The following is an 18729-nucleotide window of genomic DNA, read 5'->3' on the forward strand; positions in this document are numbered from 1 at the left end:
TGACCTGTAAGAAGGAGCAATAAACCATGTACGACCATGTCATCTGGCCGGAGCGCTACGACCCGAAAACGTCGGCCATCTACGCGCTCAACGATATCGACGTGAAAGCGCCGCCCGAAGTGGTGTGGAAACTGCTCATCGACGCGAAAAACTGGGCGAGCTATTTCCCATCCGAAGACCAGGTTGAGATCCTGTCCGGCGAGTCGGAACTGGCTTTTGGAACTCATTACCGCCGCGTGACGGTTGGCTTCCCGATGAGCCTCGAGGTGACCGAATGCGTGCCGAACCGAAGGCTCGCCTGGGCGACCACCGTCGACGGCGACGAGACCGGTTCTAGCGCTTACCACGGCTGGGTAATCACACCGACCGACGATGGCTGCCACGTGCTGACGGAAGAGACGCAGCAAGGGCCGTGGTTTCTCGATGTGCTCGGAAGACAGCATCCCGGTGGGCTCTATCGCTATCACCAGGATTGGGTCGAGCGGCTCGCGCGTCGCGCGGAGGCGGAAGTCGCGAAGAACGCCGGGTGATCGTGCGACTGCCCGTGTCGATAAACCGGATCGGCGGAACGATTGCTCGGCCGTCCTCATCCAGAGAAAAACATCTATGAAGATCGAACTCAAAGGCCGCAGGGCCATCGTGACTGGCTCGACTGCGGGCATCGGCCGCGCGATCGCCGAGGGCCTCGCCCGTGCGGGTGCGTTGGTCGTGATCAACGGACGCACCGAAGCGCGAGTCGCGACCGCACTACAGGAGATCCGGGCCGTCGTGCCCGATGCCGAATTGACCGGCATCGCGGCTGATCTTTCGACCTCGGAAGGATCGGCCGTGCTCGTCGCGCAAGCGGCGGACGCCGACATTCTCGTGAATAACCTCGGCACGGCTCATCCGAATGATTTCTTCAAGCAGCGCGATAGCGAATGGCTTGACCTCTTCCAGCTCAATGTGATGAGCGGAGTGCGCGCTGCACGGCATTATCTGCCGGGCATGGTCCAGCGCGGCTGGGGACGGGTCGTGTTCATCAGCAGCGAATCCGCGATCATGATTCCCAAAGAGATGATCGACTACGGCATGACCAAGGCGGCGCAACTCGCGGTATCGAGGGGACTTGCAGAATTGGTGAGCGGCAGTGGGGTGACCGTCAACGCAGTGCTGCCGGGGCCGACCCGCTCGGAAATTCTCGGCAACTGGATGAAAGCTACCGCGCTGGAGCAGGGCATCACGCAGGATGAGGCGGAGCAGAACTTCCTGAAAACGATGCGACCGACCACGCTGCTCAACCGGTTCACATCGACGGAAGAAGTCGCCAACATGGTGGTGTATGTCTGCTCCGAGCAAGCCTCCGGCACCACGGGCGCGGCATTGCGCGTCGATGGCGGTGTCATCCGCGCGATCATCTGAACCGATGCCCGGGAAACTTCAAATCAAACCTGAACCCCAATCATGAAAAACAATCTGTTCGAAGTGATCCGTTGGCCAGCGGACATGACGCCAAGCCGCTCGCCCATCCATTTCACGAATGAGCTCGAGGTTGCCGTTTCGCCCGAAACCATCTGGTCTCTTCTCGTTGATCCCAAGGCGTGGTCTCGTTTCTATCCTGGCGTCAAGGACGTCGAACTGCTGGACGGACACGAACTGTTGCGAGCCGGCACGCGTTTCGAAACGAATCTTGCTGGCCAGGACGTCGCTGCATCGGTACAGGAGTTCGATCCCATCTCCCGCATCGCCTGGGGCGGCGGTCCGAAGACTTCGAGAGACTCCACGGCCTATCACGCGTGGATCATCACGCCGACATCCGACGGTTGTCACCTCTGGACTGAAGAGACGATGCAAGGGCCGCTCTGGATCGAGTTGGCGAAGGAAGCACCGGACATCTTTTGGCGCACCCATGAAAGGCTTCTGGCAGACCTTGCGAAGGTAGCGCTCGAGTTCGAGGCACAGGCAAACGAGAGACGCCCTCGTTTCAAGTCGGCTGCGCAATAGCTGAAAAAGATGACCGATATCCACCTCATCGACGCCGTCACGTCGATGTCGGCAATGGCCGAGCTCTCATCTTTGGATGAGACTAAGCGAAGGTCCGTTGTGCCTTGAAAGCCGCCCTCTACCGTCGCACACCGCCACGTTTTCTCACGCTCGCGCGGGTAAATCCTGAAGCGCATCCAGGAATGCTCGGACCTTGAGGCTCAGCAGCCGGCGAGAATGGTAAAGGGCCCATATCTCCACCGGCGAATCCTCTTCTTTACCCCAGCAGACGAGTCGTCCGGCCATCACATCTTCTTCGACTAGCAGTCTCGGCAACATCGCCGATCCCGCGCCGGCGAGAACGGCCTCGCGCACCATCAGTAGCGACGATAGCCGGAGGACCGGCATCGGCTCAAATGTCTTCGTACCTTTGGATTTCGTCCGTACGCTCCAGATCGCTTCCGATGGCGCAGCCACCGACAAGACCGCCGGGACCGGAAACGGACTCACATCCTGTTTGCGCATCGCAGGAACCGATAAGGCCGGTGTTGCCACAAGCCATCGCTCATCGTCAAGAATGCGCCTTCCCACGAGTAGCTCGTCTCGCGGCGGATTGACACGAATCACCAGGTCATAGCCGTCTTCCACCGGATCCACGACACGATCTTCCGCGACAATCTCGACCTCGACCTGCGGGTAGGCCAACGCGAAGCGCGCAGCGATCCTGCACAGCACAACATGCGCGAAAACGATGGGAGCACTGATGCGCAGCCGTCCACGGGCGACAGGCGCACGCGAGGCCATCGCGTCGCCCGCCTCCTCAAGCTCGGCTAGAAGGCCTCGAGTGCGCTCATGGAGAGCGATGCCATCTTCCGTCAGGCGCATTCGTCTCGAGCCGCGCTCGATCAACCTCACTCCGAGTTCGTCTTCCAACTCGGCTACATGCCGCGATAGCGTGGCCTTGGGCCGGTCCAGCGCGCGGCCAGCTGGGCCGAAGCCGCCGTGAACGGCGACCGCATTGAAATCAGCAAGCGCCATTAAATTCATGAAAGTTCTATTTTTGAGACGAGGTGTTTCGATTCTATATCTATCGAATCAAATTCGGAACGAATAACCTGTCTTCACCGGGCCGCTTTGGGCCTTTCATTCGAGAGACGTCATGACAATTCTTGTTACGGGAAGTACGGGCACAGTGGGTAAGCAAGTTCTTGAACACCTGCAAGGCCGCGGGGTTCAAGTGCACGCCCTGACGCGTTCGCCCGAGAAAGCCCAATTTGCTGACGGCATCAGGGCAATCAAAGGCGACTTGTCCGATGTGGATTCGGTACGGCAAGCCATGAAGGGCATCAGCACGTTGTTCTTGCTGGCGCCAAACGCCGCAGAGGAACTGACTCAGGCGCTGCAGGCCTTGAGCATCGCGCGAGAGTCGCATGTGAATGGCGTGGTGTATCTGTCCGTATTCAAGGGCGCAGAGTATGTCGACGTGCCACACTTCACGGGCAAGCACGCAGTCGAGCGCATGATCGAGCAGTGCGACATGCCGGCGACTGTGCTTCGTCCCGCGTACTTCATTCAGAACGATGTGCGGCAGAAAGATGCGCTGCTGGAGCACGGCATCTATGGGATGCCGATTGGCGAGAAGGGCATTTCCATGGTGGACGTTCGCGATATCGGAGAGGCAGCAGCCAAAGAGTTGCTGCGGCGCGAGCTCGCTGCCAATCCGCTACCACGAGAAACGTACGAACTGGTCGGCCCGGACGCGCTGACGGCGGAATCCATTGTCCGTATCTGGGCGGATGCACTCGAACGCCAGGTTCGCTATGGCGGTGACGATCTCGATATTCTCGAGCAGCGTTTGAAGTCAGTCGCGCCGGCGTGGCTGGCGTATGACATGCGCTTGATGATGCAGCGATACCAGCAAGACGGTGCAGTGGCTTCGACGGAAGAGCTCGGGCGCTTGTCGACCCTACTGGGACGCCCGCCTAGGTCTTATCGCGATTTTGCGGTTGCCATGGCCGCTGCGTGGGCGAAGGATTGATTCACGCACTGCAGGGCGGTTCATCAGGATGGCTGCCAAGCAATGCAGCGCAGCGCTCGCGCAGGAAGGCATGCAACTGGTTGATCGCCGGCGATAGTTGCGCACGGTGAGCACAGATCAGGTGCAGCGGCGCAGGCTCGCAATACTCCGAGGGAAATAACTCCACCAGTCGACCTGCCTTCAAATCGTCGATCAAGTCCAGTCGCGACTTGTAGACAATGCCTTCCCCCGCGACCGCCCATCGGCGAACGGCGTCCGCGTCATCGCTGATGCGATTGCCTGTGACCGCCACGGTGCGCTCACCGCCCGGCGGCGTAAAGCGCCAGCGTTCATGAACCTGTTCACTCCAGACGTACCGCAGGCAGTTGTGTCGCCGTAAATCCTCGACCTTTGACGGCGCGCCATGCCGTTCGAGGTACGAGGGCGCGGCGCACACTGCACGTCGGTTGTTGTCGACCAGCTTCATGGCCACGAGAGACGAATCAGGCAGCGCTCCGTAGCGTACGACGGCATCCAGCGGCTGGCGGACGAGGTCGGCCGCACGATCGCTCATTCTCACGTGCAGCGATAAACCGGGGTGCAAGTGCTGAAAGTCATCCAGCCAGGGCAACAGCAGGTTTCGACCAAAGTCAGACGGAGCGGACAGCCGCAGCGGGCCGGACAGCGCCTCCCGGCCGTTTGCCAGGGCCTGCTCGCCTTGCTCCAGTGCACCAATCATGACCCGCGCGTGCGGTAGATAACGCTCTCCAGCTTCCGATAGCTGCATGCTGCGCGTCGAACGGGTGAACAGGCGCGTGTCCAGCGCCTTTTCGAGCCGCTGCACTGACGCACTCGCCTGTGCGGGCGCAATATTCAGCTGGCGCGCCGCCTCCGAGAAGCTGCCGTAGTCGACCGTGTGCACGAAGATCTGAACGTCATCGAGTCGAATCATTTTCATTGAAATGCCGAAAGTGTTTGGGCTCCGCGGGCATTTATCCGTATTTCGACGAAAGATAACATGCTCTCACTCACTCTTGGAGGACACGTCAATGAAAGCCATCGGCTTCTATCAGAACCATCCCATCAGCCACCCTCAGGCGCTGCAGGACATTGAGCTGCCGACGCCGGAGTTGCGCGACCATGATCTGTTGGTGGAAGTGAAAGCGGTGTCGGTGAACCCGGTCGATACCAAAATCCGTCGCGGTGGAGATATTCCCGAGGGCGGTGTGCGCATCGCTGGCTGGGACGCGGCGGGCATCGTCCGTGCAACCGGTCCGCTGGCCACGCACTTCAAGCCGGGCGACCGCGTCTGGTACGCCGGTGACATCACGCGGCCCGGCAGCAACAGCGAACTGCACGCCGTGGACGAACGCATCGTCGGCCCCATGCCGGCATCCCTCGACTTCGCGGAGGCCGCGTCGTTGCCGCTGACGACGATCACTGCGTGGGAGCTGCTGTTCGACCGCCTGCGTGTTCAGACAGCGGACCCGACCGACAACAACGTGTTGCTGGTCATTGGCGCGGCGGGCGGCGTCGGCTCGATTCTGACCCAACTGGCGCGCGAGTTGACTGGCATGACCGTCATCGGCACGGCCTCGCGGCCGGAAACCCGCGAGTGGGTGCTGGCCCATGGCGCGCATCACGTCCTCGATCACAATCAGGCTTGGGAGCCCCAGTTGGCCGCGCTCGGCATCGAGCACGTCACCCACGTTGCAGGGTTGAACAACAGCGCCGCCTATGTGCCTCAAATTGCCGCGGTGCTGCGCCCGGAGGGCCAGTTCGCGCTCGTCGACGACCCGGTGGATCTGGACATCGGTCCGTTCAAGGGGAAATCCATCTCGATTCACTGGGAGCTGATGTTCACCCGCGCAATGTTCACCACGGACACCCTCGCACGGCAGCACGCCTTGCTGCGTCGCGCGGCGCAGCTGGTCGACCAGGGCCGCCTCAAGCACACCCTGACCCGACGCATCGACGGCATCAACGCCGCAAGTCTGATCGAAGCGCATGCGCTGGTCGAGGCAGGCAACATGATCGGCAAGGTCGTCCTTGCCAACCACTGAACCCTTTTGACAACGGCCGGACATCACCATGACATCGCAAATCATCAACACGACTGCAATCAGCCTGGACGCCGCACAAGCATTGATAGCCGAAGCGCGCCGCGCGTGCGCCGCGCGAGGATTCGCCGCGACGATCGCAATTACCGATGCAGGCGGTCACCTGCGCGCTTTCGAGCGCGCGGATACGGCGCCATTCCTGACTGTCGACGTCGCCATCGACAAGGCATGGACCGCCGCGTCATTCGGCATGGCCACGCACCAATGGAATCAGTACATGGCCGAACCTACCGTTGCCCCGCTGGCGCACCATCCGCGGCTGATGGCGGTCGGCGGTGGCGTACCGATCTTCCACGAAGGGCGTCTGGTCGGTGGCATCGGTATTTCTGGGGGAACGTCGGCTCAAGATCATGAGGCCGCCGAGGAGGCACTGCGTCAGGCAGGATTTATACAGTGAGTCGAACTGCCGATACCGGGGGGCCGCTGCGCTTTTGCACGGCCACCCGGTTGCCAGCTCACCTGACGCTCACGACGACTTTGCCCTTGGCGCGTCCCTGGGCCAAGTATTCGAGCGCTTCCTTCGCCTGCTCGAACGGAAAGACCTTGTCGATGATGGGACGAATGCGTTCCGATTCGAGCAATTCGCCAATTTCGGCGAGCTGCGCACCGTCGGGGCGCACGAAGAGAAACGAGTAACTGACGTTCTGCCTTCTTGCCATGCGCATGATCTTGCGGCTCATCAAGGCGAACAGGAACCCAAAAACGAAATTCAGACGCCGTGCCCGTGCGAACGCAGCGTCCAACGGGCCAATGAGCGAGACGATCTTGCTGCCCGGTTTGAGAATACCGACAGCCTTCTCGATCGCGTCGCCCCGCAGCGTGCCGAGCACGACATCATAGCCGCCGAGCACTTTCTCGAAGTGCTGCTTCTTATAGTCGATCACCTCGTTTGCGCCCAACGCCGTGACCAATTCGACATTGCCCGTGCTGGTGGTCGTTCCCACCTTCGCGCCAAAATACTTCGCCAGTTGGATCGCGAACGTGCCAATACCGCCGGAGCCGGCCGGGATGAAGACTTTTTGATCCGCACGGACGCCAGCGCGCTCCTTCAGTGCTTGCCAGGAGGTGAGGCCGACCATCGGAATGGAAGCCGCCTGCACGAAATCGAGCTTGGCCGGCTTCGGTGCGGCAACACTTTCCGGCACCGCCACGAATTCGGCGATCGAGCCCCTGCCAAGGTCGAAGACGCTGGCAAACACGGCATCGCCCGGCTTGAAACGCGTCACGCGGCTGCCGACTTCAACCACGACGCCGGCAATATCGCTGCCCAGTGTCGCCGGCAATTCGAACTTGAGAATGGGTTTGAACGTTCCCGCCGGAATCATGTTGTCGATCGGGTTCAACCCCGCCGCGTGCACTTCGACTAGCAGCTCATCGGGCTTTGGCGTGGGACGCGGAACATCGGCGAACCCTATCTCGGGCGACTTGCCGTAGCGCTTGAATGTGAGTGCCTTCATGTCGTTCTAATTCCAATGTCGGGTGTGGGCAGCGCAGCGGGCCATCAGCAGCGATCAGGCTTGCGGCCGGTAGCGATCGGCCGCGTGCGCTTGTCGAACGTCCGACAAAAGCCCTTGACGGGCGCCATCCAATGCGTCCCAGCGCGCGGCCACGTGCAGCGGTGGGATGGTGACGAGTTCGCGGCGATCGAAGCCGACCAATGCCGCATCGACCAGTTCGTCGACCTCCATGACTTCGTTCAACGTATCGACGTCGATGCCGGCGCGCCCCCAGATTTCGGTGCGGGTCGCCGCCGGCAGCACCGCCTGCACATAAATGCCGCTCGGCGACAACTCGAGATTCAATCCCTGCGAGAGAAACAGCACAAAGGCCTTGGTGGCGCCATAAATCGACATCCCGAACTCGGGCGCGAAACCCACCACGGAGCCAATGTTGACGATCGCGCCGGTACCTGCGCGCGCAAAGCGTGGAGCGACCGCGGCGGCGAGCCGCGTCAGCGCCGTCGTGTTGAGCGCGATCAGACGCTCGATGCTATCGGCGCTCTGCTGTACGAAGCTGCCCGATTGAGCTATCCCGGCGTTGTTGATCAGGATGCCTATGCGTGCGTCGTCGCGCAGGCGAGCCTCGACTGCGTCCAGATCCGCGGGTTGGGTCAGGTCGGCCTGCTGCACCTCGACGGCCACGCCGTTTTCTTCACGCAGGCGCGCGGCCAACGCATCGAGGCGCGCCTTGTCGCGAGCAACCAGCACAAGGTCATGGCCGCGGGCCGCGAAGCGCGCGGCGTAGGTAGCGCCGATGCCGGACGAGGCACCGGTGACGAGAACGGTCGGAAGCGTGGTCATGGATCATTTCCTTTGCAAGGGGGGCGGACGGGGGCGGAAGCTATGCCGCTCATGGCATGGATGCAATGATGATGGCCGTAATCTAAATTGTCAATGTTTTGATTACGACCGACATCAATGTATGATGGAGCCTTCGCAGACATGAACCGACCGTGGTCAGGAAATGAAGATCACCAAGGCACAGGCACAGGCCAACCGGGAGCACGTGGTCGAGACGGCGTCCCGGCTGTTTCGGGAGCGCGGCTACGATGGCGTTGGCGTTGCGGATCTGATGGCCGCCGCCGGCTTCACCCATGGCGGCTTTTACAAGCAGTTTCGCTCGAAGTCCGACTTGATGGCGGAATCGGCGGCGTGCGGCTTGGCGCAGTCGGCGGCGCTCAGTGCCGGCGTGGATGCGCCGGAGTTCGTGCGGTATTACCTTTCCCGCGAGCATCGCGATGGGCGCGCCACCGGTTGCACGATGGCCGCGCTGAGCGGTGACGCCGCGCGCCAGCCGGAGGCCGTTCGGGCCGCGTTTGCGGCAGGCATCGAGAATCAACTGGCTCTGCTGAGTCCCGAGGGCGCTGCGTCGGACGGCGCCGACCGGGGGCGGGCGCGAGCGCGATGCCTCGCCATACTCGCGCAGGCGGTGGGCGCCATTGTCCTGTCGCGCGCATGTCCGGACGACTCGCCGCTGGCCGATGAAATCCTGGCGGTTTGCCGCGACGAGATTCTTGCGTCACTGGGCGAAGCCCAGGCAGCAAGCGCACCTTCGGGTGACAGGCCTGCCTCTAAAACTGCACAACAGGCCGTTCCCCGGAAGAGAAGGGAGAGCAGGCGCACATTGTCCACTGGGACGGTAAAGAATTCGAAATAGGGCGCCTCGGTGCGCTGAGTCGATCTCAAACCGAGGTGAACGTCTGTCTCAGGAGCAGGTCGCTCCGGCGGGAGCCCCGCCTGGATGAAGGTCGGTACGCAGACCACCTCGGCGCTTATAAAACCGGCGAATCGCTTGGTTGCGCATTGGAGGGGATTGCTTCGCAGAGGATTGCGATCGTCGTCACGACATTTCCTATAGTCGCGTCATCGTCATATTTGTATGGAAGGGGCTTGTGATGCGAGGTGTCAGTGACAGCACGCCGGCCGGTTCGGGAGGTTTGCCGGATCCGGGCGGCGCGGACGGTGGAGGCAAAGCGCCTCGACCTATCGATCCCGTCGTTCGCGCGCAATCTCCGCTGACAGACGGCTTGCAGCCGCGGGGACAATCCGATAGACATCGGACCGCATCGTTTGGAACGACCGATCGCGCGGCGCCGTCAGTCAGCGAGGGCAAGATGCGCGAGATTATCGCGACTCTCGAATCGGAGCGAGCCGGACTCCGCCACCCTGGGCAAAGCGTGAGCGACATGATGTCCGACTTGTTTTCGGATGGCTTTTCCACGGATGACATTGCCGACATTATCAAAATGCGTCCAAACGACGCATTCGCGACATTAACCGTGCTGGCGTCGGGCGACCTCGATTTCGACGCATTCACGCGTGAACAGTGGCTCACGATCGCTAAAAACTGCGGCGCGGCGGCACTTAAGGGAGTCGGGGTGTACAGCAATGAGTTGCAGCGCTGGCCCGATAAACACAAAGAGCGATTGATGGCTGAACTGGCGAGACGCGCGAACGACGACGGGCCGCTACCGTACAGGCCCGCAAAGCTCGTCGTAATTGCTCACATGCATGGCATCGAGGCGCTGGATGCGCTGCGCACTCATGCCGAGGCGCTCGAGGGATGGGGCCATACACCGTATCAGATCTCCGAGATCGTGAACCACCATGGCGCCGCGGGATTGCATGCACTGACCGATTTCTACAACTCGGAAACGGGGCAGCAGACGCGCGTTGTATTGACACCCGAGATGATGACCGAAATTGTTAATTCGGAGAGTGGCCTTCTCAACCTGGAAACGCTCGCCAGCGATTGGGAAAAGCTAAGGAGCCTGCACCCCAACGCAATTTGTACGAGAGTTTTGGAAGATGGCCTGCCTCCTCCATCCGGTTGGCAGTGAAATCAGGCGCGGGGTCGCAGCTGTGTGATCACAGCTTGCCCACGTCACATCGAACTGAGAGCGAAGCCGGACAACGCGGCCACGTAGGCCCATGGAAAGATACCCCGCGCATGATTGTCGCTGAATACCAGCTGCATGCCGTAACCGGCCGACCGAATCTCCAGAACGGCGATATCGCGCGGCACGACAGGCGTTGCTCCGCGTAGGCGAAGTCGTCGGCACTCGGCGCATGGGCACTGCATCCGCAGCGCATGCGCCGAAATCTGTTGTGCCGGTTCGCCGTTCCAATGCAGTGTCAACGCATCGGCATTGAACTCGATCGACCGTGGACTCTTCATGGCTCGCTAGCGCAGCAGGTACGGGATATCGACCTTGACCGCGCCGGTCGGGCAGTCCTGTTCGCACGGCATGCAGTACCAGCATTCGTCGAATTGCATGTATGCCTTGCCCTTGCTGACGTCTATCGCGAGCAAATCGAGCGGGCAGACATCGACGCAGACTGTGCAGCCCTTATCGGCAATGCATTTGCTTTCGTCGATCGTGACGGGCGCCGTGCTTCGGTGAAGAATGTCATGCGGGATGTACGACATGGGACTTTTCTCCTTCAGGCACTGGCGTCGGCCAACGCGCCCGTATGCGTCCGTTGGCTCTTCTCATCCGCATGGATGCGAAGGTTGCGGTATGAACCCATGTCCCGCTCGTCGAGCGGGACGATATAGGGTTCGACGGCGCGCTTCTCGCTGAGCATGCGGCCCTGCGTGTCCTTGCGCAGATGTGTATGGCAGAACCAATGCGCGTCGTCGCGCAGCGGGTAGTCGACACGATGGTGATAGAGTCCCCAGCGACTTTCCGTGCGAAACAGCGACGCGCGCGCGGCCATTTCCGCGCAATCTCGGATCGCGCGCACTTCGGCCGCGCGCATCAGTTCATGGGGATGCGTGGCCTTGATCGACGCGATGTCTGCGGCGATTTCCTCGAAGCGTTGCAGGCCGATTTCCATCTTGCGTGTGACCTTCGGCGGCTGCAGATAATCGTTGACCATGCGGCGCAGCTTGTATTCGACCTGCGCGGGCGCAAGCCCGTGTTCGCGTTCGAGCGGTGCAAACACGCGTGCGCGCTCGGCATCGATCTGCTGCTGATCGAGCGGGGCGTGCTCGCGGCCCGCGACGAAGGCCGCCGCATTTTGCCCCGCGAACCAGCCGTACGTGAAGGCGCCGAGCATGTAGTTGTGCGGCACGGCGGCCATGTCACCCGCGGCATAAAGGCCGCCAACCGTGGTTTCGGCCCGTTCGTTGACATACACGCCCGAGGCGCTGTGTCCGCTGCAAAAGCCGATCTCGGAGATGTGCATCTCGACCATCTGATGCCGATAGTCGGTTCGGCGCCCCGTATGAAAGCGCCCGCGGCTCGGGCGTTCGTTGGTGTGCAGAATCTGTTCGATGGTCTGGATCGTTTCTTCGGCGAGATGGTCGAGTTTGAGGAACACGGGACCATTGCCGCTTTGGAGTTCCTGGTAGAACTCCCACATCATCTGTCCGCTCCAGTAGTCGCATTCGATGAACCTTTCGCCCTTGCCGTTCGCCGTATAGCCGCCGAGCGGCCCCGTCACGTAGGCGCAAGCGGGGCCGTTGTAGTCCTTGATCAGCGGATTGATCTGAAAACATTCGAGGTTCGCGAGCGCAGCGCCCGCGTGATACGCCATGGCGTAGCCGTCGCCCGCGTTGGTCGGGTTCTCGTAGGTGCCCATCAGATAGCCGGAAGCGGGCAGGCCCAGTCGTCCCGCCGCGCCGCATGACAGGATTACGGCCTTCGCGCGAACGACGTAGAAATCGGCCGTCCGGCAATCGAAGCCCAGAACGCCACTGACGTTGCCATGCGCGTCCGTCAAAAGACGCGTGGCGACGATGCGGTTCGTGATCGCGATGCGAGCGCGTTTTAGCTGCCGATACAGCATCTTCTTGATGTCATGACCTTCCGGCATCGGCAGCACGTAAGAGCCCATGTGATGCACTTTCTTGACCGCGTAATCCCCGTTGCCGTCCTTTTCGAATTTGACGCCCCAACGGTCGAGTTCCTCGATCGTCTTGAAGCTGTGTTTGGCGTACGCATAGACGGCCGACTGATCGACGATGCCGTCGTTTGCGATCGTGATCTCGCGCGTATATTGTTCGGGTGTCGCGTGGCCCGGGATGACGGCATTGTTCAAGCCGTCCATCCCCATCGAAATGGCGCCGCTGCGTTTGACGTTGGCCTTTTCGAGTAGCAGGACCTTCAGGCTGGGGTCGCGCTCCTTCGCCTTGACGGCAGCCATCGGGCCGGCCGTGCCGCCGCCAACCACGACAATGTCGTATTCGAGTACATGCGTGTTCATCTGCGTTCCGACTCGTTATGACAAGATGAGTCGAGTCTAACGAGCGGCTACATGAGGTCCAACCAACAATTTCTGCTTTGCATTTTCCTTGCGAGCGACACTCGAGCGCCGCTAGACCTCGGTGCGCCTGAGCAGGTAATCGAGTCCGCCGACCCGGTACCACCGGTACCCGTAAGGCTCGAGCACGACCGCATGTCGGCCGTCGTCGCCCGCCTGACTGTGGTCATCGGAAAGAAGGTTGATCAGCCGGTCGTCGTCGGGCCGGTTGCAGCCGGAGCGAAATCTCACGGTGCACGCCTCGGCGGTGAAGTTATGCAGGCATAGGACCGAGTTGTTGCGCCAGTCATAGCGCAGCGCAAGCACATCGTTTCGCGATGTGCGCAGCACCTCGAAATCGCCCCAGCCGATTTCGGGCATTTCGCGGCGCATGCGGATCATCCGTTCCGTCCAGTTCAGAAACGACTCGGGGTCGCGGCGCTGCTGCGCCACATTGATGCGCTCAAAACCATAAGGTCCGCCCGAAATGACCGGCACAGGCGGCTTAGGATGTTTCGTGAAGCCGCCTTGGGGCTCGACCGACCATTGCATCGGCGTACGCATGCTTTCGCGCTCGGGCCGGCTCAGGTCGTCGCCCATGCCGATCTCGTCGCCGTAACGGATCACCGGGGTGCCCGGCAAAGTCAGCATCAGACTGTAGGCGAGTTCGAGCCGGCGCCTATCGCCCGACAGCATCGGCGCGAGCCGGCGGCGAATGCCGCGCTGGTACAACTGCATGTTCGGTTCCGGGCCGAATGCGGCGAACACCGCATCGCGCATTTCAGGTGGCAGCCGGCCCAGGTCGAGCTCGTCGTGATTGCGCAGGAATACGCCCCATTGCGCACTCGCGGGGCGCGGCTTCGTTGCGATAAGCGCCTTCTTGAGCGGTTTGGTGTCGCCCGTCGCAAGGGTGTAAAACGTATTCTGGTTCAGTTGAAAATTGAACATCATCGGCAAGCGCTCGCCCGCATCGCCGAAATACTGGAAATCCGTATCGGGCAGGACATTCGCCTCCGCGAGAATGATTGCGTTGCCCTCGCGCCATTGCAAAAATTCTCGAAAGGCGCGCAACATCCCGTATTGCTCGATATGTTCGCGCACCGCGGCACCCTTCGCGGCAATCACGAACGGGACGGCATCCATTCGAAACCCCGATACGCCAAGCTGAACCCAGAAGCCCATGATTTTCAGCAGCTCGGCGTGAACCCAGGGATTGGACGTATTCAGGTCCGGTTGAAAATCGTAGAAGCGGTGGAAATACCAGCGCTTCGCCTGCTTGTCGAAACTCCACGTCGATTTTTGCACGCCGGGGAACACCACGCCGCCTTTCGCATTGGGGGGCTTCTTGTCGGACCACACGTACCAGTCGCGATAGCGCGAACCGGGATCGCTACGTGCTGACTGAAACCAGGGATGCTGGTCGGACGTGTGGTTCACCACTAGATCGATGATGACGCGCAAGCCGCGCTCGTCGCATGCATGCGTGAATTCGGAGAAGTCGCCGAGCGTGCCGTATTTCGGATCGACGTTGTAATAGTCCGTGATGTCGTACCCGTTATCGCGTCCCGGCGACGGCTGAAACGGCATCAGCCAGATCGTCGTCACGCCCAGCCCCTGCAGGTAATCGAGCCGCCGCATGAGACCCTGGAAGTCGCCGATGCCGTCGCCATTGGCGTCGAGGAACCGGCCTACCGAAAGGCAATAAATGATGGCATTTTTATACCAGAGGTCGTTGAACATGCGGGGCGTCGAAACGATGAATCGTTGAGAGGAACGGCTATGTCGGAGCTGAAATGGTGGCAACGTGGTGTCATTTACCAGATTTATCCGCGCTCGTTTCAAGACAGCAACGGTGACGGCATAGGCGATCTGCCGGGCATCGCCGCGCGCCTGGGATATATCGCCGCGCTCGGGGCCGATGCTGTCTGGATTTCGCCTATCTATCCGTCTCCCATGGCCGACTTCGGTTACGACGTCGCCAATTACTGCGATATCGACCCCATGTTCGGCACGCTTGCCGAATTCCAGCAATTGGTGGACCACGCCCATCGTCTCGGCCTCGAGGTCCTGCTCGACTTCGTGCCGAATCACACGTCTAACCAGCATCCCTGGTTCGAGCTGAGCCGCTCGTCGCGCGATAATCCGAAGCGCGACTGGTACCTTTGGCGCGATCCGGCACCCGACGGAGGGCCGCCAAACAATTGGCTGAGCAGAATGGGCGGCTCGGCGTGGGAGTGGGACGAATCGACCGGGCAGTACTACTATCACGCGTTTTTACGCGAGCAGCCCGACCTGAATTGGCGCAATCCGGAAGTGCGCCGCGCCATGGACGACGTGCTGCGTTTCTGGCTCGATCGCGGCGTGGACGGATTCCGTGTCGATGTACTTTGGTTGCTGATCAAGGACGCGCAGTTTCGCGACAATCCGCCTAACTCCGGCTACCGGCCCGGTGAGCCCGAACATCACCGGCTATTGCAGACTTACACTGAGGATCAGCCAGAAGTGCACGACATCGTGCGCTCGATGCGTGCCACGCTCAGCGAATATGGCGAGAAGGTGTTGATTGGCGAAATCTATCTGCCCATTGCTCAGCTGATGACGTATTACGGGCCGAACGGCGAGGGTGCCGATATGCCGTTCAACTTTCAGTTGCTCAACGCGGCCTGGCGCGCGGGTGATATCGCCCGCTCGATACGGGATTACAACAGCGCGTTGCCCGAACATGCCTGGCCGAACTGGGTGCTCGGCAACCACGACAATCCCCGTGTCGCATCGCGCATCGGTGCGCAGCAGGCGCGCGTGGCGGCCGTGTTGCTGCTGACACTGCGCGGCACCCCGACACTGTATTACGGTGATGAAATCGGTATGACCGACGGTCGTATTCCGCCCGATGCGATTCGCGATCCGGCGGAACTGCGGCAACCCGGAATCGGGCAGGGGCGAGATCCGGAGCGTACGCCGATGCAGTGGGACGGTTCGCTGCCCAACGGCGGATTTACGACCGGTCGGCCTTGGTTGCCGGTTGGCACGACGACGAGTGTTCGAGCGCAAGAGGGCGACGCGTCGAGCCTGTTGTCGCTCTATCGTCGCCTGCTCGAGTTGCGACGCAGCCACGCGGCGCTTGTGCGGGGCACGATAGCGAACGTGGCTGCACAGGGCGATGTGCTGACTTACGAACGGAGCCACGACGATGAGCGGCTCTTGATTGCGTTGAATATGGGCCGCGAAGATGCCACGGTATCCGCACACGGTGGCGTCGTGTTGCTATCGACGCTTGCCGGCCGAGACGGTCAGCCGCTTCAAGAAGGCGTCAATCGGCTTTCGGCCGGCGAAGCATTTGTCGCGGCTGTGTGAACGCTTGAATTGCAACCGCTATCCGGCTCCACATATCATTCATCATTCGCCAGCCGTCCCGTGAGAGTGATCGACCAATGGAAAAAAGAGAAACTTGATGCCGAGCCTCGAGCGAACGCGATCGACCCGGGTCGTCGATGCTGTCTGGCGCATGGTACTTCGCCTCGGATTCCGGCTGGCTCGTATCTGGTGGCACGTTCGACGGCCTCATCACGAGGGTGCGCTCGTAGCGGTCTACGTCGGCGGGGCGCTCCTGCTCGTGAAGCCATCGTACCGGGCCGAGTGGGGCTTTCCCGGCGGCAGTCTCGACCCAGGCGAGGCGCCCGACGCGGCGGCGCGGCGCGAAATGCAGGAGGAGCTGGGCCTCTCGGTGGACGCATTGTCGCCCGCGGGCATCGTCCGCGGTACGTGGGACGGGCGAATAGACCACGTGCATTTTTTTGAACTGCACCTCGATCGCCTACCCGCGCTGCGGCTCGATAACCGTGAGATCGTCGCCGCGCAGCTGGCGTCCCCGGAGGAATTGACTGGCATCGCGCTGACGGGGGCAGTCGCTGCATTTATCGGCAGCAGTCGATGAAGATGCTTCGAACCGTGTTCAGGCCACATTGCCGCGAAGCCGGAGCGGTGTCTGAACACGGTATGGGCTTACATCATTTCAACCAACCCTTGATGCGTTCAACCATGACGTTCGTCGATATCCCGTAGCGGTCATGCAGCGTCGGCAGCGCCCCGGCATCGAGGAACGCGTCCGGAAGCGCGATCTGCCGGAACGGGCACGATACGCCGGCTCGCATCAGTTCCGCCGCCACCGCTTCCCCAAGCCCACCGACGACGGTATGGTTTTCAGCCACGACAACCATGCGTCCACTGCGCCGGGCTTCCCGCACGATGGTCTCGGTGTCGAGCGGCTTGATGGTCGGCACATGCAGCACGGCGGCCCCGATGTTGTCCTTTTCGAGTGCGCGAGCGACCTCGAGCGAGCGCATCGTCAGAATGCCTGAGGCGATCAGCAGCACATCGTTGCCGTCGCGTAGCATTTTCGCCTTGCCGAGCTCGAACCGGTAATCGTATTCGTCGAGCACGGCCGGCACGTTGCCTCGTAGCAGACGCGCATAGACAGGCCCCTTATGCGCGGCGATGGCGGGCACCATTTGCTCGATGTCCAGCGCGTCGCAAGGATCGATGACCGTCATATTGGGCATCGCGCGCATGAGCGCGAGATCTTCGGCCGCCTGATGACTCGGACCGTAGCCCGTGGTCAAACCGGGCAGGGCGCAGACCAGCTTCACATCGAGGTTGTCCTCGGCGATCGTCTGATGGATGAAGTCGTAGGCGCGGCGCGTCGCGAAGACGGCATACGTCGTTACGAACGGCTGCGCGCCTTCGTGCGCGAACCCCGCGGCCGCGCCCATCAGCAACTGTTCCGCCATTCCCATTTGGTAGTAGCGCTCGGGAAACGCCTTGGCGAAGAGGTGCAGATCGGTGTACTTGCCCAGATCGGCCGTCATACCGATCACATTCGCCTTGTCGCGCGCCAGTTCGACCAGCGCATGCCCGAACGGCGCGGAGCGGGTCACCTGTCCCTCGCCCGCGATGGACGCAATCATCGCCGACGTCTTCAGACGCGGCTTGTCTGCCACGGTGTTCATGCTTTTCTCCCTGCGTCGAGTGCCTGAAGCGCGAGCTTCCACTCATGCTCGTCGACGCGAATGAAATGGTTCTTCTCCCGTTGCTCGAGAAACGGCACGCCGCACCCCATGCGCGTATCGCAGACGATGATGCGCGGTTGCGGTTCGGCATGCGCGCGGGCATTGTCGAATGCGCGCTTCACGGCGTCGATGTCGTTGCCGTCGATTCGTTGCACGAACCAACCGAACGCCGCGAGTTTGTCGACGAGCGGCTCGAATGCCATGATCTGCGTGGACGGGCCGTCTGCCTGCTGGTTGTTGACGTCGACGATCGCGATCAGGTTGTCGAGCTTCCAATGCGCGGCGGACATGATGCCTTCCCAGATCGCGCCTTCATCGAGTTCGCCATCCGAGAAAAGCGTATAGACGACGGCATCGGAGCCCTTGCGCTTCAACCCGAGGCACCGTCCGACCGCAATCGTCAGGCCTTGTCCGAGCGACCCCCCCGACATTTCCATGCCGGGCGTATAGCTCGCCATTCCCGACATCGGCAGGCGGCTGTCGTCGCTTCCGTAGCTCTCGAGCTCATGAGCGGGCAAGATGCCGGCTTCGAAAAGCGCGGCGTAGAGCGCGATCGCGTAGTGCCCGTTGGAGAGCAGGAAGCGGTCTCGTCCGTCCCAATCGGGATCGTCCGCGCGATAGCGCATCGCGCCGAAGTAGGCGACTGCGAGGACATCGGCGATATCCAGTGCCTGGCCGATGTAGCCTTGACCTTGGACCTCGCCCATCAACAGCGCATTTCTGCGGATCCGCCAGGCGCGTTCCGCGAGCGGCACGGCCTCCGGTGTAATTTGACTGCTCATGTTCTCTCCTGTGATCAGCCGATGAAATGACAAGCT

General features: G+C 61.4%; 20 protein-coding genes. 10 read left to right on the plus strand and 10 right to left on the minus strand.

The window, feature by feature from the left end; translation table 11 throughout:
• The first annotated feature begins 26 nt into the window (after positions 1–26).
• From ACO1XS_RS22105 to ACO1XS_RS22115, 3 genes are all read left to right on the plus strand, one after another.
• Positions 27–530, plus strand: a complete 504-nt coding sequence (locus ACO1XS_RS22105) for an SRPBCC domain-containing protein (RefSeq protein WP_331568970.1) — start codon at positions 27–29, stop codon at positions 528–530.
• Positions 531–606: 76 nt separating this feature from the next.
• Entirely contained in the window at positions 607–1401 is a 795-nt protein-coding gene (locus ACO1XS_RS22110; protein ID WP_486391768.1) for an SDR family NAD(P)-dependent oxidoreductase, read from the plus strand.
• Between the two features lie 42 nt (positions 1402–1443).
• Complete coding sequence (locus ACO1XS_RS22115) at positions 1444–1983, plus strand: SRPBCC domain-containing protein (RefSeq protein ID WP_331568968.1); 540 nt, start codon at positions 1444–1446, stop codon at positions 1981–1983.
• Between the two features lie 144 nt (positions 1984–2127).
• Here the strand turns inward: ACO1XS_RS22115 and ACO1XS_RS22120 are convergent, their stop codons facing one another.
• Positions 2128–3009: a LysR family transcriptional regulator gene (locus ACO1XS_RS22120; protein ID WP_486391717.1), complete on the minus strand. Its 882-nt coding sequence runs from the start codon at positions 3007–3009 to the stop codon at positions 2128–2130.
• 112 nt (positions 3010–3121) lie between these two features.
• On the opposite strand from ACO1XS_RS22120, the gene ACO1XS_RS22125 reads away from it, so the two are divergent.
• The gene (locus ACO1XS_RS22125) at positions 3122–4000 is read left to right on the plus strand and encodes an SDR family oxidoreductase (protein ID WP_486391718.1); all 879 of its coding nucleotides are present in this window, start codon (positions 3122–3124) and stop codon (positions 3998–4000) included.
• Between the two features lies 1 nt (position 4001).
• On the opposite strand, the gene ACO1XS_RS22130 is transcribed toward ACO1XS_RS22125, so the two are convergent.
• Positions 4002–4931 (minus strand): LysR family transcriptional regulator, encoded by a 930-nt coding sequence (locus ACO1XS_RS22130; RefSeq protein ID WP_486391769.1) that lies wholly within the window; start codon positions 4929–4931, stop codon positions 4002–4004.
• 97 nt (positions 4932–5028) lie between these two features.
• Between ACO1XS_RS22130 and ACO1XS_RS22135 the strand changes: the two genes are divergently transcribed.
• Positions 5029–6042 (plus strand): zinc-binding alcohol dehydrogenase family protein, encoded by a 1014-nt coding sequence (locus ACO1XS_RS22135; protein WP_440563509.1) that lies wholly within the window; start codon positions 5029–5031, stop codon positions 6040–6042.
• Between the two features lie 28 nt (positions 6043–6070).
• Positions 6071–6496, plus strand: a complete 426-nt coding sequence (locus ACO1XS_RS22140) for a GlcG/HbpS family heme-binding protein (protein WP_440563512.1) — start codon at positions 6071–6073, stop codon at positions 6494–6496.
• A 58-nt stretch (positions 6497–6554) separates the two neighbouring features.
• Here ACO1XS_RS22140 and ACO1XS_RS22145 read toward each other — a convergent pair whose 3' ends face one another.
• Both ACO1XS_RS22145 and ACO1XS_RS22150 read right to left on the minus strand, forming a co-directional pair.
• Positions 6555–7556 (minus strand): NADP-dependent oxidoreductase, encoded by a 1002-nt coding sequence (locus ACO1XS_RS22145; RefSeq protein ID WP_486391719.1) that lies wholly within the window; start codon positions 7554–7556, stop codon positions 6555–6557.
• A 54-nt stretch (positions 7557–7610) separates the two neighbouring features.
• On the minus strand, positions 7611–8399 hold the full coding sequence (locus ACO1XS_RS22150; protein WP_331572101.1) for an SDR family NAD(P)-dependent oxidoreductase: 789 nt from the start codon (positions 8397–8399) through the stop codon (positions 7611–7613).
• A 163-nt stretch (positions 8400–8562) separates the two neighbouring features.
• On the opposite strand from ACO1XS_RS22150, the gene ACO1XS_RS22155 reads away from it, so the two are divergent.
• Positions 8563–9255, plus strand: coding sequence for a TetR/AcrR family transcriptional regulator (locus ACO1XS_RS22155; protein ID WP_486391720.1), 693 nt, complete (start codon positions 8563–8565; stop codon positions 9253–9255).
• A 457-nt stretch (positions 9256–9712) separates the two neighbouring features.
• Positions 9713–10438 (plus strand): Rossmann-fold NAD(P)-binding domain-containing protein, encoded by a 726-nt coding sequence (locus ACO1XS_RS22160; RefSeq protein ID WP_331572105.1) that lies wholly within the window; start codon positions 9713–9715, stop codon positions 10436–10438.
• Positions 10439–10482: 44 nt separating this feature from the next.
• Here the strand turns inward: ACO1XS_RS22160 and ACO1XS_RS22165 are convergent, their stop codons facing one another.
• The 4 genes from ACO1XS_RS22165 to ACO1XS_RS22180 form a co-directional block, all read right to left on the minus strand.
• Positions 10483–10776 carry a DUF971 domain-containing protein gene (locus tag ACO1XS_RS22165; protein ID WP_331572107.1) on the minus strand — a complete coding sequence of 98 codons (294 nt, stop codon included), beginning with the start codon at positions 10774–10776 and terminating at the stop codon, positions 10483–10485.
• A gap of 6 nt (positions 10777–10782) precedes the next feature.
• On the minus strand, positions 10783–11028 hold the full coding sequence (locus ACO1XS_RS22170) for a 4Fe-4S dicluster domain-containing protein (protein ID WP_331572109.1): 246 nt from the start codon (positions 11026–11028) through the stop codon (positions 10783–10785).
• A gap of 14 nt (positions 11029–11042) precedes the next feature.
• Positions 11043–12809 carry a fumarate reductase/succinate dehydrogenase flavoprotein subunit gene (locus ACO1XS_RS22175; RefSeq protein WP_486391721.1) on the minus strand — a complete coding sequence of 589 codons (1767 nt, stop codon included), beginning with the start codon at positions 12807–12809 and terminating at the stop codon, positions 11043–11045.
• A 111-nt stretch (positions 12810–12920) separates the two neighbouring features.
• Positions 12921–14585 carry an alpha-amylase family protein gene (locus tag ACO1XS_RS22180; RefSeq protein ID WP_331572113.1) on the minus strand — a complete coding sequence of 555 codons (1665 nt, stop codon included), beginning with the start codon at positions 14583–14585 and terminating at the stop codon, positions 12921–12923.
• 39 nt (positions 14586–14624) lie between these two features.
• On the opposite strand from ACO1XS_RS22180, the gene ACO1XS_RS22185 reads away from it, so the two are divergent.
• Positions 14625–16199, plus strand: a complete 1575-nt coding sequence (locus ACO1XS_RS22185) for an alpha-amylase family glycosyl hydrolase (RefSeq protein ID WP_486391722.1) — start codon at positions 14625–14627, stop codon at positions 16197–16199.
• A gap of 97 nt (positions 16200–16296) precedes the next feature.
• Complete coding sequence (locus tag ACO1XS_RS22190) at positions 16297–16779, plus strand: NUDIX domain-containing protein (protein ID WP_486391723.1); 483 nt, start codon at positions 16297–16299, stop codon at positions 16777–16779.
• 73 nt (positions 16780–16852) lie between these two features.
• Here the strand turns inward: ACO1XS_RS22190 and ACO1XS_RS22195 are convergent, their stop codons facing one another.
• Positions 16853–17851 carry a transketolase family protein gene (locus tag ACO1XS_RS22195; protein WP_331572119.1) on the minus strand — a complete coding sequence of 333 codons (999 nt, stop codon included), beginning with the start codon at positions 17849–17851 and terminating at the stop codon, positions 16853–16855.
• Positions 17848–18693: a transketolase gene (locus ACO1XS_RS22200; protein WP_331572121.1), complete on the minus strand. Its 846-nt coding sequence runs from the start codon at positions 18691–18693 to the stop codon at positions 17848–17850. Before ACO1XS_RS22200 ends, ACO1XS_RS22195 begins: the two co-directional genes overlap by 4 nt.
• Positions 18694–18729 lie beyond the last annotated feature (36 nt).

The organism is Trinickia sp. (assembly GCF_057351765.1).